A 13977-nucleotide genomic window follows, 5' to 3' on the forward strand; every position below is an offset into this window, starting at 1 on the left:
CCATACAACTTTTTCCTTTACATCATCCTAAAATATGCTTATATTCCTCCAGCAACTCACGAGAATACTCCTTCTGAGAATATAAGCATTATTTTATCAATTCAAACTCTTCACAAATAACTTTTGCATCTTCACTAAAAGCCATATCTATTGATTCAAGTTCGCTCTCCAAGAATTCTTTATGAACCTGACGCCAATAATCAAGGCTTCTATCACCTTCGCCCTCTTTATATGCATGCTCCGCAGTTACATCCTTATAAGGACAAATTGTAATCTTAGATGTGCGTACAATACAGACTGCATTGTCCTTAGAATCAAGAATAATGCTATAATCTCCAACTTTTGGAATCGGTTCATTTTCTACTGCATACATATCGTAGGATGAGCATGTTGCTGTTTTTGTTCCTTCACACACAAGTGCTGCCAATTTATCTGGGGCATCAGAAAATGCCCATGCTTCATATTCACCTGTTAATCCTGATTTTTGCCATAATTGTTCTGCTGTCATTTTTATTAGCCGTTAATTTCCTTCCTCAAATACACCATATCTACCTATTGTGCCTTATCTACCACAAATCTTTTCTGTATATTTACGAACCATAGTGCAGCTATAATAACAGTCCCAACTATGATAAAAAGTGAAATAATTATATTACCTGTAACAACTGCTGCAACTCCACTTGCTGCAATTCCAATGGCCAATACTAGAACCGGTTTTCCAACTGCCGTGGCGTATTTTTCTTTGTCGTTTGTATTATCATATACCCGACCATGCATTAGTACATGATTCCCTTTTAAAAGAGAAATCCCCACAAAAAGTAACAAGATAGCTACAAACCACATCATTATAGAAAATCCAATCATTTAATTCTTATCTCCCTTCTCCACTCACTACAATAATATTGTTATCAAGAATCCTGTTCTGCAGAACATGAAAAAAGATTCATGTTTTCATAATCATTCCTTAACTTCTACTAACCATAAAACAATTACCATTAATGTGCCTACTATAATGGTAATAATCCCCTGTTCTCCACTGAGATATGGGACGTTTGCATTTGTACTAAGCGGCTGTAAATATGACTGGTCAACCAAGTTGTGTGTAGTATGTAATATAATTGCTGGAATGACACTTCCACTAGACTTTCGTGACCAGCAAAAAATCATTGTCAAAATCATTACTTCTATAAAGAAACTGATTAGTCCATATATTATATTCACACTTGCCTGATATTGTCCACTAAGAATAATTGGCATATGCCATGCATCCTGTAGCTATTGTAATTCCTTCTAATACTGCACTAATTAGTAGGGTAACTATATAAAAAACTAAAATGCTTTTCTTATCATTATTTGTTTCAATCATTAAAAACTTCATTTTATCCCGCTGGCCAAAATTCCTCGATAAATACTAGTTCGCCTGCCTCATTTCCTGTCGCACGTAGCTCACCTGTACCATGCCATGAGTCAGTGTTCACGTCCCATTCTCTTGCAGCAAAATCACCATAACCAGACATTATATCCTCTGATAGAAAAGTCTTAAAATCCACAGTATCATATGTAATGTCATCTGTAACATAATCATCGATAGTCTTTGTCTCGATAGACTTCATATATTTTATTTTTGCATCTGCTGCAAATTTTACTTTTACCTGACACTCAATATCTTTACACTCGTACTCCTTGCCATACCCTTCATCGTCTGGATCTGAATCTGTACAAACAAAGATATTTCCCTTGCTATCTTTGCAAGATTCATCAAAACATATTGTCAATGAATCATCGTTCTTTGCTTCGTCAACAGAATCATAACAGCTATCTACAAAGTATTTCTTTCCATCCTGAATCTGAACACACTTAAAATCACCCCATTTATAAGCTAGATGATCAACCTTTGGCAATTCACATCCAAGTTCAATACTTGAAAACATGTCATCTGTGATTACGACTGGTATAAAAACAGATGCTCGATCAAAAGTCCCTGTAAAACTGCCGTCTTCATTTTCCTCAATAGCAGAAGTATCCCAGTTAAAATAGTAATTACAATCAGGTTCAAGCTTTAAAAAGCCATCCTCTAATGTTGTGATTTCTTCAATATCATATATTTGACTTTCAGTGTCAGTACTTGAAACATCGGCACTTGCTGCCTCAGTTGTTTCTTCCTCATCAACCTGTTCCGATTGAATAGTACTTCCCGCTGCACTTTCTGTAGTGTTCTCTGTCTTATAATGCTTTTCTACAAGTAGCACTCCGCCTATCATCAATACAATGATTATGGCTATAATTGTAATTTTCTTTGTCATATACCTATTCCTCCCAAATAATGTTTAAATACTCTTGTTATAAAAATCTACAAAGCTGTTAAAAAGATTTTCACTTTGCTTGTCGTAATATTTGTCTATCTTGTATTTTTCAAAACCAAGATTATGTCCCAGCTTATTCACCTTAACAAAGCTGACTCCTTCATCGGTTTTCAATTTTGAATAAAAAAGATTATATCCATAATCCAACGGAACTACCTCATCATCACTGCTTTGGACTATCATAATAGGCGCCGTAGAAGATGCAATACCTGATAAAGAGTCAGCAGAAGCATATTGCCTAAATTGAACTGCTTCATAAAGCTTCATAAAAGGTAACATCGCATAAATGCCGTTATCAATCTCCTTTTTCCCTTGAATTTCGATAATGTCTGTAGATTTATTAAATCCGGAACAGGCAATCACAGCCTGTACCTCTGGATGGTATTTTAAAACTGAGCACACACTATATGCTCCCCAGCTATGACCAAATAACAGGATTGGTAAATCTGGGAATTCCTCATAGCTTTCCACAAAAGAAATGGCATAATCCAAGTCAATCACGCCTTGTGGTATTCCATTAACTCCATCCCCTTCGCTTTCATCATTTCCAGTTGCATCATAAGCAAATACCATAAACCCGTTGCTTGCCAAGTAATTGATGCAGCTCATATAACTATTGTGTCCTCCGCCCCCAAGTCCGTGAGCAAATACTATAATCCCTTTTGCAGAATCACTGGCTTGATACATATATCCACATAGAGACTGGCCTTTATTTGACATAAAGCTATATCGATTTGTTTCATTACTTACTCCAAAATATAGCTCTTCATATTTTCAAAAATAATCTCATATGCCTCTGGCCACATATGAATTCCATCTTTAGACAGTTCTTTTTTTACCTGACCATTTTCATTCATAATTCCGGCATTTACATCTATATATCTATATCCATAATTCTGAGCCAAATCACGCACCACATTATTTGCGATATCCATTCTTTCAATTCTATTTCTTACTGCCTTGATATAACCATCCCCAGGCATGCTTTCAGCCACTTCTTCATTCACAGGGTAATACTTCATCAGAAAAACCCTCGTTTTAGGAAGACGTTCTTTAATTAATCTCAACAATTTTCCATAATCTTCCTCAAATTTTGCTTTACTCCACTCAGGGGCGCTTATATCGTTGGTGCCAATATTTAGAAATATCACTGCTGGTTCTAATTCAAAAATCTGCTCTTCTATAGCATCTAGCATTTCAGGAATTGTAAAGCCTCCTATTCCTCTGTTATAAATAATCTTCCCCAGGTTGTATTTTTGCTGAATCTCATTTACAGGAAACTGCTCCATCAATGAAGATCCCACAAATAAAATCTGTCCCTTTTTTGAATTTATATTTAAATGTGCAAAAAGCTTTACCTTTCCAATTTTCTCTTCTTTAAAATATTTATAAAGTATATCTTCTTTATTCATTTTTGCTTCCCCCTTATAGTATATTTTAAGCCTAATATTTCACCTGAATTATACTCATATTATATTTGTATAACAATTAAAAACAGGTATTCTTTTTTGAAATCCGTGTATCTTTTACATTACATTTTCACCCTTACATTTTTTTCAAACTCGTCAAAAATCTAAGGTATATCCCAATATTGTCACCAAATCAAAAGAGAGCCGATTTCTCGGCTCTCTTGAAGATATCTATAAACTTAATCCATATTTACTTTATTTCCTTTGAATACAGGAAATCATCATCGCCACCGTAGTTAGTAATCTCCTTTACGAAAGAATATCCAAAGTGCTCGTATAATCCAGCGTTTTCCCAAGGTGTAGGAATATAACTTCTTGTGAATCCCTGCTCCTTCAGATACTCATTGGCGAAATCAATCAGCTTTCCGCTTATTCTGTATCCACGGTATTCTTCTGACACAAACACGCAGGATACCCAAGGATATAGTTCAGGCAAAGGATAATAATCCTCTTTCATAACAGATGCCATTCCGATTATATTACCGTTAACCTTTGCTACGAACATGGTCTCCCAATCAGAGAACTCCCAGTTTCTCACAAGGTTTGCGATGTGCTCCTTTACTTCAATCCATGAACAGCCCTCTATAAACTTCAATAAATCATCTGCCAACCGTGTGCCTTTATCGACCTTTTGTATCTCAAAAGCTTCAAATAAACACCATCCGAAATGCTTAGCAACAAGATTCGCTGTTTCCTCAACAGTTCTGTTTTCGTCACGCTCAAGCCAGAAGTAATCGCTGTTCTTAATGGAATTATAAGGATTGGCATTCAAAGAACATAGAGTTTCATTACAGTTTGCCTTTGCAGCCTCAGGATCAGTAGTACTTTCTATAAACTGTTTAAATCCCTGATGGTCTAGTCTGTTGCAATACTCATCAACTATATCAACAGGCTCTCGCAGCATAAATGCTATTCTAGATGGATCAGTTAATGTCTTTGCCTGGTCTAGTGTCAAATGGCAATCACAAATAACAGGCCCATTCTGAGATAATCTCATAATATCCAGTAGTACAAAATCCAGCTGCTCCCTTGTGTTATCAAGCAGCCACTGCTTGTACTCCTCTGGCTTTCTGCCAAAGAACTCATCTGCACTTCCAAATCTTTTATTCATGTTTGGCTGATGCTCTTTATCCGATAAAGCCTGATGAACTGGAAAATGTTCATCAATATCGTACACTGGAATACCAAACCTCTTACTAAGTGCTCTGGAAACTGTTGTCTTGCCTCCGCAAGGTGTACCTGTAATAAAGTAAACGTTTCTTAAATACTCTTTAATTATATTGTCCTGAAATATCATTTCGATTCTCCTTATATAAATAGTTTTTTAGTTTCGAGTTGATCGAAGCATGAAACTATTCAATAAGTCTCATGCTTTTAGATATTTCTTAACTTTAAAAACATTACCATTTCATTTTCCTCCAATTTGTTATTTCATAAAAAAAGCCGTGCTACGAACTATACATTCATAGCACGACCATTTGTTTATACCACAAAACTAATCAAATGTCACGTTTTTCTCAGTATAAAGATTTTTGTTTTGTTCAGGGGCAATACTCTTTATCCTGCAAAGGGCAAAGTTCTTTATCCCCTTAAAACAAATAACACTTTATGGATTATCTTAAACTGGGTTAACCTTTCACTCTGGTTTACGGTACTGATAAATGCCTTATTTTCAAGGTTAATCAGGTCTTATAAAACAAAAATAGACCTTGGTCGAGAAGTTTAAAACGACTCAGACTCAAGGTCTATTTTTGTTTATTTTAAATTGTTGAAGAGTAAAGTTCTTTGCCCCTAAGCGGATAAAAAGCTTTGCCCTTTGTCATAGTAAACTAACCTTGAGACCCTAATTATAATAGTTACCTCCCCCTTCTTCAAGTATGTATAGGTTAATATAGTATTGTTTGCATTAATAATAAGATGCTTCTTCATTTAGAGTAGTAATTATGTCCAGCACCCTCATATTCACAACCATACAACACCAAACTACATCAGACATGTTGTAGGTACCACGTTTATTAGTAGCAGACAAAACTATATCTTCAATAACGTCTCTATCAAATCTAGCCTCTTGTAATACTAGATTTACAAACTGATGTATTGACTCATGTTCAATATCTGATATGAATGGATGATTAAGAAGAATGTTAAATATTGTTTCCTCTGAAATAATATTTCTTCTTCGTAATGATTTAGTAGTTGGTATCTCACAAAGTTCTTTTAGATTTGTTCCATAGAGCAGGCATATCCTTTCAAGGTTTCTATTTGATAAACCATGACAATTTTCAAGTCTAGATATGGTTCTTATGGATAAACCTAGTTGTCTAGCAACAAAGGCTTGAGACCACCCCTTTTTAATCCTAATCTCACGTAATTTCTTAGCTATTACAGGCTTCATATCTACAAACATAGTAATTCTCCTTCACTCTTATATATGACAGTAATGTAGAAATTATAGACATTTAGTACAGGATTCATTAAAAACCTCCATATGATAAGTATATACCTATAGTTGGTTTATATATGAGTTAACAGCATGCTAATAAAATGCTTAATATTCATAAAAAACATACAATTATGCCGGTAGGCATCCAGCACAAGAACTGAATACTGCTTCCATAAAGATATAGACATATTAATATTAGGAGAGCAACCATAGATGCTATGCTCTACAGCCACTCCCCTATTCTAATTAACCAGGTAATTTATTCCTACTTAGTAGCATTATTAAACTTCTTAATAATCTCTGAGATCTGTACTCCTGATAAGCAGTGATAATCCTCTATCCCATAATGTTTACGCAGGTATGATTTCATTGCTTCTTCAGTAACATTATTAAGATTCATCAATAATTCTAAGTACTTAATCTGCTTCTCTGTAGCAACTGAAGGCATTGTGTTACTTACTGTATTACCTTTAGATGAATTATAACTACTTCCCTCAATTTCCATATCCTCAACATCTTGAGTAAATCTAGCACTAAGGTTTCCAACATTTAGTATTCCATCTACAAGAGCTCTCTTCTTTGCCATCTTAAGAACAACATTCTGCATGGTAAACCCATTTTGTTTGGCATATTTTGATTCTCTAGTGTTTGAAGTAGCTATACCTTCACCTTTTACTACCCCATTGTAATCAATAAGAAACACCTTGATTTCATAACTAAAGAAACCTTTTTCATAATCTTCAACCCTATTAACAATTTCTGTTCTGGCAATTAAGCCAAGGTAATTCATTATTTTCTCTGCACCAGATTTAAGTATCGTTGGTTTACTGCAATGTGGTATCACTCCATAATCAACACCAGATATTAAGACTGTATCTATAAACCTGTTCATCTCATCATTAAATGCTTTGGCTTCTTCTACAGTCATGCTCTTACTACCTAATAAGGTTACTGGTTTAGTTTCAGGTTTAAATTCTGCACTTTCTGCACTAAACATTAGGTTCTTTGGAACTGATAGATCAGCAGCTTCAATTGCCTTTATAGCCTCTTCTATTGGCTCCAATGATTGTAATTTACCCTCTAATAACTCTTTTAAATCTATCTGCTTATTCATATATTTTCACCATCCTTACTTAACCATAAATCTTCTACTAGAACTTGTTTTTACATAGCTTGCATATACCTCAGGTTTATCTTGCTTCAAGGCCTTGGTATCAAGTCTATCTGTTGTAACTGTCTGCCAGCTGATAACATGATTCAGACATGTAGCCTTTTCATTATTCCCCATATATTCCTTGATATGATTAGCTGCCTCTTGTTTAAGTGATTTTGCTTCATCTTCCTGCATACATGCTTCAACATATGAATTAACATATTGATTAACCTCTTCTGGTAAAACCACTTCTTCTGTAATTCCTCCATCATACAAGTTATCAAGAAAACTTTTTGCAGCATCAGAACCATCTACTTCAGGTCTAGTTCCACTAATGACCTTATCCCAAAAGTTCTTTTCAACTGATACCAGCATATCCTGAATATGCTCATCTGCTTCAACCTCAAATATTTTAAAGGTATTACCACCTATAAGCACTGCCACGTAGGCTTTCTTAAGGCCTGTAACAAACAAATAATGTTGTACCTGAGTTTGGTAATAGGTTGGCACATCATTTTCCCATTCACCACGTTTAAACTCAGATGCAGTCTTGATCTCAAGTATTGCAGGATTATGGTCATCATCCTCTGTAATGCCATCTACATCAGCTAACATAAATTTATATGCTGGATGTTGTAATATAGCCTTTACTTCTTTGACATTCTTACCTGTCACCTCAGCAAAATGCTTTCTAATTATTGGCTCTAGCAAACTTCCCCACTGTATTGCTTCATTATCATTGAAGTCGTCTTTGCTCTGGCCTACCTTATCAAGCCATAGTTCTAATTCAGATTTCCATTTGTTAATTCCAAGTAAAGCACTAACATCAGAGCCACCTATACCTTGTCTACGATAGTTAAGCCATTCTTCTCTTGTTAAATTGTTTGTTTCTACCAAAATATTTACGTTCATACCCTAGTCCTCACTTTCTCTTAAAATAGAAAAAGCAGAGTCCGAAGACCCTGCTAACTCTGTAATTATCCTGTATGATACTTTTTGTACCGTATCTGCTATCATTCTTAACTCGTTCTTATCTCTAAGCCATGATTGAATGTAGCTCATGCTATACCTACTTGTATCAAGTCCTAGCCTCGAAGCAACAACATACGCACAAGACTCAGCTATTAATTCTCTGCAATTCCTGCTGATATTTTCGTCTGGATTCATCTCAAAGTCTATAAGGTGACTGTACTCATGTAAAAGTGTCTTAGCCTTTTGGATATAGTCCATATCTGCCTTTACAGTAATTACCCTTGTCTCAAGATTGTAACTACCCTTGGAATTTATTCCTTCTACCTCCTGTACTACATGTTTGCTTGAAATAAACTCATACAGTTTCTCATAAATCAGTTTTTCTTCATCACTATTTCCTGAAAGACCTGTTATAAGTACCGGCAGCTGACTATCATCTCCATCAGTATCAGCTATGTCATACACATAGACCAACCTAAAGCCTGTAATTACTTTTTTCTTTACCTCATTTTCCAAGTCCTCTTCATCAGAAACTAGCTTTTTCTTTATACATGGCGCCAATATTGCAAGCCCCTTTGATCCCTTGCGTACATATCTTCCTAAGGTATTCCATGCTTTGTATCCCTTCACATATGTAGCATTACGATTTTGAAGGTAGATTAACATTGTATTTCCAAAAGAATAGTTATAAAATCTTGATTGGAAATATAGATATCTAAGCCAGTCCTCATCAGTTGATATAGTCTCCAAACTCTCATCAATTTGTTGTAGGGCTGCTTTTATTTTCTCTTGGTTCTTACTCATTACATCCCCCTTTCATATCTTCACACTCACCATAGCAGGGGCATTCTATGCAATAATCTTTATCACACTCACCAAATACAAAACCGTTATCAACTATAGGCATACATGTATTAAGGTATAATGAACAGAATCTGCATGTTCCTGCCATCTCTGGTGTTATAGAAACTCCTTGTAATAAACACATTTGTTTTACTCCTTTCTATGACCTATCACTATAATTTTTTTGCAATTAAAAACCTCTTGGGACTAAACCATCTCCAAGAAGTCCGTACCTGAATGGTATTTATAAATATGATTGCTGAGGAAATCCTTTTCGGATAGTTCATTTGCATTCACATATGAGACCATTTCTACTATGTCCTTAGGGTTAGTATTATCTCCAATACAAGGAACAAAAATCAGTTCATGTACAGAACATGGTATGATGTAAAAATCCGTTCCAATTACTTCTGAAAAACCATGAAGCAAATCATCGTACAACATTACTGCACTTCCATGTATCTTCTTACTGTTTGTAGCAACAAATATCTTTGAATCACTGTATGAATTCATCTTAAAAACTACCTTACCTGAACTTTTAATGACCTCAGTATTAATATCACTACATACATCTTCTTTATCCATGTAATTCAATACCTCATAAAAAATGTCATTAACTGTAGCATCCAATATGGTGGCTGAATTCTTCTTCGCAAGTTCAAATAAGGAGTCCACATCATCCACTGCCCAAGAATTCATCAATTCATTGTTCACAATAGCAACCGAACCAATAACTTCTGTGTCAGGTACTACAATAAAAATTGCTGCCAAATCATGTATTCTCACATGAGGTATCTCCTCAAGAAGCTTTACATTTCTTTCAGCATTGATTAATTCAAGACAAACCAAATTCCTTACAGAATTAAAATCAGTTAATGTACCCTTCTTCATTTCAAAATTAGTAATCATAGATAAATCTCCTTTTCAATAAACATTTTTGTTAACATCTGTTCCTGCTTTCTACCTTGATTTGAATAAATGAATCATTATTGCCAGCACAAGGATAGTTGTTATAATTGTTGATTCCATTGACTCACCTCCTTTCAACAATTGCTGTATTTAGTTGTACTACCCTACAAAGGGCATAAAAAAAGAACAGTTTAACGACTTGTTCAGGTCGATATTTTTTTATAAAGGTAAATGTTTCCAAGTAATTCCTCTTACTGCATTTCCTACTGTGTTATAAGGAATACAATATTTCCTTGATAAATCTGCAACTGTAGCTCCTGCTTTATACTCTGCTCTAAGCTGTATAACTTTATCTTCAATAAGGTTTGCTTTGGGATTTTTTTCTCCTACCATTCTCCCAGCAAAACTTCCTCTATCGTATGCTCTTTGTACATTTTCTTTATGAGTAACCCATTCTAAATTATCCTTCCTAGGATTCATTCTATTTGCATCAAGATGATCTACTTCAGGCAAATTATTAGGATTGGGAATAAAGCTTTCTGCAACCAATCTATGAACAGAAATGCTTCTTCTTCTGCCTTTACAACCTACTGTAATACAGGCATAGCCACTGGTATTTGGTCTTATCTTTAATTTTTTAAAAGATGCACCGAATACTTCTCCATCACTTGTAACCATGTACTTAACACCATCGATAAAAATCTGCTTCATTTCTAGTATCTGTGGCATATATATTGCCCTCCTTTGTGTTAGTAGGGAAATATATTCCCTCTAATGTAATATATACTGTCGTTTCTGCTCATTTCGGCAGGTATATTAGGAGGTGGTTTTTTATATAAAAAAACTGAAGTAACCAGTTTCCTAGCTACTTCAGCTTTACAATGTTCTAAAACAATATTCGAAAGTGGGTGGGGGTAATAACGATTAATCGATAATATAAAATATCAGTAGGTACCCCTAAAAAATTTTTTATAATTTTTCTCAGCCTTACTGGGCTCTAAAATAATTTCATTAAGGTATTTTAATAGTCAATGTTTCTTGATACACATTATCTCCAAAGTTAGATCTTGCCCTGGCTTCTACATTATAAGTACAACCAGATTGTAAATTAGTAAAAGTAAATTTATTACTTGTACTTGTCTTTAACAGATAATAATTTATATCAACACCATTTACAATAACCTTATAAGTAGGTTTACTTACTTCATTTAAAGTAGCTTCAAACTTTCTTTTATCTGTTGTAATAGTGAAGTTACTAGAAGTATATGTATTATTTAATGGTGTTTCTATAGCTTCTGTTACTTGTGTATCAGCTTGTGCTATTGATGTTTCTGTAGTTTGTTGCTGTTCTGTTTTAGTTTCTTCTTGTTGTATTGGTTGTTCTGTAGTAAGAGATACATTATTAGGATTATAAATATGAACTTCCCCAAAATACTTATCATCATCTATAAATTCTATATATGCTAAGTTTTGTGGATTTATTGTTCCTAAATGTTTTTCTTGTACTCTACTATAAAACCATTCTTCATGATATGTTTCATATCTTTCTAGATATTTTTTAACTACATCATATCTAGCAAATAACCAAGGTTGTGCTAAAGCTGGATTTAATCCTGTATAATGCTGGTCGAACCAATTTTCTCCAATCCAAGTATAAAATACATCACTACAATATGGTATCGGTTGTAATTCAAATTTTAAATATGTCTTTGGATCGGTTGGATCTGAATAATACTCATAAATATTATCAGGATAATCTGTACTTAATGGAAAATCACTTTCATAAAAAGTATATCCATTTATAGTAAAACATTCTTCTGCGTTAGCAACACTTGAATTACTAAAACTTAAAACAACTAATACTAGTAACATCAATAAAGAATTTATTTTCTTTCTCATAGGCGAAACCCTCCTAAAACAAAACTACCCTTTCTAGTAGGCTTCATTATTCTCATAAACCATTCTTTCCTATGCACCACTGTTACTCATGTTCTATATTATCTACACCTCCTAATATCCAAATTATCTTCAAACTAATTTTATTCAAATAAAAAATACCTATCAATTAAAGATTGTAGTGTTAAATCAAGAAAACAAAAGCAAATAAAAATACTAATAAAAATGCTATTATGAGTGCTATCACTTTTATAAGTTTAATGACACAAGCTATAATGATTGCTGTATATCTATTAAATACTTTTATCCCCAAGATGATAAATAACGAAGGAAAAAAAACAATTGTAGCACTAATAATAGCTGCAATTTCTATAATACCACTAAAAAACGGCTTATTCTCATAACCTGGTCTAGCATATGGGTACTCCTCATAGTGTTCTACGTTATCTTCTAGCTTGGTTGTATATTCATTACTTTCAAGATTATTATCATCCTGTTCATCGCCCAATAATTCTGTTATGGTTTCACCATCAAAAAAAGTGTTTGAAAAAATTTTATAACACTCTGGATATATACTAGCAAGTCTCCTTAATTCTTCCCTAGATTCTATCAATCTGTCCTTTGAGAAATAATAATCAACGGAAGAATAGTAATAATCTGCAACATGGAGAAAACGTGTAAATTCATCAAATGTCAATACCCTTATTATAAATCTAAGCTGTGGGCAAAATGAGTCATCATAATAGAAAGTTGATAATTCACGTATTAACTTATCCTTAGAATTAAGGATGTTATAAACCTTAATATAATATTCTTCACTATTAAATAATGTGGGTGCATATTTTTTTACATCATTAATTGCTTTTTTTACGTTATCAAAATCTGTAAGCAAATAATCCTGTATTTGATCCCTTTTTTTATCTGTTAATTCATCTTCTAATATCGAGTCAATACAAGTAGCATCAATATTACTCACTAAATCCTTCAACTCTTTAACAATTTTTTTCGCAAACTTAATTTGAGGTACTTGATCAATATTTTTGTCATATAGAATATTCTCAAAATAATCTTCAAGATTACTTACAACATCTACTTTTTCATCTTCTAGGATAGATACAAGCCCTGTTAATAACCCCGCATAAGCAATAAAATTAATCTCGCCACTAGGTTCCCTTATCAACTTCATTAATTTAGAAAGAATCGCATCTTTTGCTTTATCATATGTCTCCCCCTTTTGAGAAAGAATTTCATACGTTTTGCATAAATAAAAAGCTTTACATGTGTCATCATCTGTTTTATTGATGCAGTCATGCAAAATTTGAACAGCAGCTTTAAATTTTCTTTTCTTTTCACAAACTAAATTAACTAATCGATTAGTAATTTCCTCATCAGGAGCCTGTATTTTAAACAGCTGATAATATGCTTTTATAGCACCATCTACATCTTCATATAAATAATATAGATTTCCCACGTAACTAAGCCATTCGGTTCTATCAGATATTTTTGTATTTCTATCCAGTATTTCTTGCATCTTATCAAGATACCTTTTTATGTCGTCTCTACCATATATTCTTTCAAATGTAATAAGATCCTTAAATGCTACTAAATTATGTTCATCATCCTTGCCCACACTGGCTTCTAATACACAATTAATCTCCTTAAGAATCTCTTTTCTTGAATCATAATCATCCTCATTATTATATTCTTCAAACAACTCCTGAATTTGATTACTACTATCATATTCTTGTCTTTTGTCAGCATCTAAAAGAACCTCATAAGCCTGATTTAAAAGTGTAATCTTTTCGTCATCGCCTTGATATGTCCTGCGCTTTTGTACATATGCTCGCTTTATTTCTTCTGTTGAAGCTACTCTCCCGGATTCTAAACCTAATAGTTCATAATAGTTTAAATCGCCCAAGACTAAGTCTC

At 33.7% G+C, this 13977-nt stretch carries 16 protein-coding genes; all 16 read right to left on the reverse strand.

The window, feature by feature from the left end:
* Nucleotides 1-88: 88 nt before the first annotated feature.
* Nucleotides 89-508: an ASCH domain-containing protein gene (locus tag FXF36_RS05385; protein ID WP_151622817.1), complete on the reverse strand. Its 420-nt coding sequence runs from the start codon at nucleotides 506-508 to the stop codon at nucleotides 89-91.
* Between the two features lie 44 nt (nucleotides 509-552).
* Nucleotides 553-864, reverse strand: a complete 312-nt coding sequence (locus FXF36_RS05390; protein WP_151622818.1) for a hypothetical protein — start codon at nucleotides 862-864, stop codon at nucleotides 553-555.
* Nucleotides 865-957: 93 nt separating this feature from the next.
* Nucleotides 958-1257 (reverse strand): CPBP family intramembrane glutamic endopeptidase, encoded by a 300-nt coding sequence (locus FXF36_RS17005; protein WP_151622819.1) that lies wholly within the window; start codon nucleotides 1255-1257, stop codon nucleotides 958-960.
* Between the two features lie 122 nt (nucleotides 1258-1379).
* Nucleotides 1380-2303: a hypothetical protein gene (locus tag FXF36_RS05400; RefSeq protein ID WP_151622820.1), complete on the reverse strand. Its 924-nt coding sequence runs from the start codon at nucleotides 2301-2303 to the stop codon at nucleotides 1380-1382.
* Between the two features lie 24 nt (nucleotides 2304-2327).
* On the reverse strand, nucleotides 2328-3083 hold the full coding sequence (locus FXF36_RS05405) for an alpha/beta hydrolase family protein (protein ID WP_151622821.1): 756 nt from the start codon (nucleotides 3081-3083) through the stop codon (nucleotides 2328-2330).
* 26 nt (nucleotides 3084-3109) lie between these two features.
* Nucleotides 3110-3775 (reverse strand): GDSL-type esterase/lipase family protein, encoded by a 666-nt coding sequence (locus tag FXF36_RS05410; RefSeq protein ID WP_151622822.1) that lies wholly within the window; start codon nucleotides 3773-3775, stop codon nucleotides 3110-3112.
* A 247-nt stretch (nucleotides 3776-4022) separates the two neighbouring features.
* The gene (locus tag FXF36_RS16555; protein WP_243143583.1) at nucleotides 4023-5129 is read right to left on the reverse strand and encodes a GNAT family N-acetyltransferase; all 1107 of its coding nucleotides are present in this window, start codon (nucleotides 5127-5129) and stop codon (nucleotides 4023-4025) included.
* Nucleotides 5130-5738: 609 nt separating this feature from the next.
* Nucleotides 5739-6239 (reverse strand): helix-turn-helix domain-containing protein, encoded by a 501-nt coding sequence (locus FXF36_RS05425; RefSeq protein ID WP_174819719.1) that lies wholly within the window; start codon nucleotides 6237-6239, stop codon nucleotides 5739-5741.
* Between the two features lie 301 nt (nucleotides 6240-6540).
* Nucleotides 6541-7389, reverse strand: coding sequence for a hypothetical protein (locus FXF36_RS05430; RefSeq protein WP_151622823.1), 849 nt, complete (start codon nucleotides 7387-7389; stop codon nucleotides 6541-6543).
* A 15-nt stretch (nucleotides 7390-7404) separates the two neighbouring features.
* Nucleotides 7405-8340 carry a YqaJ viral recombinase family nuclease gene (locus FXF36_RS05435; protein ID WP_151622824.1) on the reverse strand — a complete coding sequence of 312 codons (936 nt, stop codon included), beginning with the start codon at nucleotides 8338-8340 and terminating at the stop codon, nucleotides 7405-7407.
* Between the two features lie 3 nt (nucleotides 8341-8343).
* Complete coding sequence (locus FXF36_RS05440) at nucleotides 8344-9204, reverse strand: ArdC-like ssDNA-binding domain-containing protein (RefSeq protein WP_151622825.1); 861 nt, start codon at nucleotides 9202-9204, stop codon at nucleotides 8344-8346.
* Nucleotides 9197-9388 carry a hypothetical protein gene (locus tag FXF36_RS05445; protein ID WP_151622826.1) on the reverse strand — a complete coding sequence of 64 codons (192 nt, stop codon included), beginning with the start codon at nucleotides 9386-9388 and terminating at the stop codon, nucleotides 9197-9199. The genes FXF36_RS05440 and FXF36_RS05445 overlap by 8 nt, the downstream gene beginning before the upstream one ends.
* A 62-nt stretch (nucleotides 9389-9450) precedes the next feature.
* Entirely contained in the window at nucleotides 9451-10152 is a 702-nt protein-coding gene (locus FXF36_RS05450; RefSeq protein ID WP_151622827.1) for a DUF5688 family protein, read from the reverse strand.
* Between the two features lie 219 nt (nucleotides 10153-10371).
* A complete protein-coding gene (locus FXF36_RS05455) occupies nucleotides 10372-10881 on the reverse strand; it encodes an HNH endonuclease signature motif containing protein (RefSeq protein ID WP_151622828.1) in 510 nt (169 codons plus the stop codon).
* Nucleotides 10882-11163: 282 nt separating this feature from the next.
* A complete protein-coding gene (locus tag FXF36_RS05460) occupies nucleotides 11164-12051 on the reverse strand; it encodes a hypothetical protein (protein WP_151622829.1) in 888 nt (295 codons plus the stop codon).
* Nucleotides 12052-12232: 181 nt separating this feature from the next.
* Complete coding sequence (locus tag FXF36_RS05465; RefSeq protein WP_167511295.1) at nucleotides 12233-13966, reverse strand: J domain-containing protein; 1734 nt, start codon at nucleotides 13964-13966, stop codon at nucleotides 12233-12235.
* Between the last annotated feature and the right edge of the window lie 11 nt (nucleotides 13967-13977).

This window comes from Pseudobutyrivibrio xylanivorans (assembly GCF_008935055.1).
Lineage (GTDB): Bacteria > Bacillota > Clostridia > Lachnospirales > Lachnospiraceae > Pseudobutyrivibrio > Pseudobutyrivibrio xylanivorans_A.

What these genes read in the sequence shown, in the direction of transcription:
- FXF36_RS05385 (WP_151622817.1), bottom strand. Translation starts at nt 508, where the DNA reads ATGACAGCAGAACAATTATGGCAAAAATCAGGATTAACAGGTGAATAT.
- FXF36_RS16555 (WP_243143583.1), bottom strand. Translation starts at nt 5,129, where the DNA reads ATGATATTTCAGGACAATATAATTAAAGAGTATTTAAGAAACGTTTAC.
- FXF36_RS05440 (WP_151622825.1), bottom strand. Translation starts at nt 9,204, where the DNA reads ATGAGTAAGAACCAAGAGAAAATAAAAGCAGCCCTACAACAAATTGAT.
- FXF36_RS05410 (WP_151622822.1), bottom strand. Translation starts at nt 3,775, where the DNA reads ATGAATAAAGAAGATATACTTTATAAATATTTTAAAGAAGAGAAAATT.
- FXF36_RS05400 (WP_151622820.1), bottom strand. Translation starts at nt 2,303, where the DNA reads ATGACAAAGAAAATTACAATTATAGCCATAATCATTGTATTGATGATA.
- FXF36_RS05445 (WP_151622826.1), bottom strand. Translation starts at nt 9,388, where the DNA reads ATGTGTTTATTACAAGGAGTTTCTATAACACCAGAGATGGCAGGAACA.
- FXF36_RS05405 (WP_151622821.1), bottom strand. Translation starts at nt 3,083, where the DNA reads ATGTCAAATAAAGGCCAGTCTCTATGTGGATATATGTATCAAGCCAGT.
- FXF36_RS05430 (WP_151622823.1), bottom strand. Translation starts at nt 7,389, where the DNA reads ATGAATAAGCAGATAGATTTAAAAGAGTTATTAGAGGGTAAATTACAA.
- FXF36_RS05390 (WP_151622818.1), bottom strand. Translation starts at nt 864, where the DNA reads ATGATTGGATTTTCTATAATGATGTGGTTTGTAGCTATCTTGTTACTT.
- FXF36_RS05460 (WP_151622829.1), bottom strand. Translation starts at nt 12,051, where the DNA reads ATGAGAAAGAAAATAAATTCTTTATTGATGTTACTAGTATTAGTTGTT.
- FXF36_RS17005 (WP_151622819.1), bottom strand. Translation starts at nt 1,257, where the DNA reads ATGCCAATTATTCTTAGTGGACAATATCAGGCAAGTGTGAATATAATA.
- FXF36_RS05435 (WP_151622824.1), bottom strand. Translation starts at nt 8,340, where the DNA reads ATGAACGTAAATATTTTGGTAGAAACAAACAATTTAACAAGAGAAGAA.
- FXF36_RS05455 (WP_151622828.1), bottom strand. Translation starts at nt 10,881, where the DNA reads ATGCCACAGATACTAGAAATGAAGCAGATTTTTATCGATGGTGTTAAG.
- FXF36_RS05450 (WP_151622827.1), bottom strand. Translation starts at nt 10,152, where the DNA reads ATGATTACTAATTTTGAAATGAAGAAGGGTACATTAACTGATTTTAAT.
- FXF36_RS05425 (WP_174819719.1), bottom strand. Translation starts at nt 6,239, where the DNA reads ATGTTTGTAGATATGAAGCCTGTAATAGCTAAGAAATTACGTGAGATT.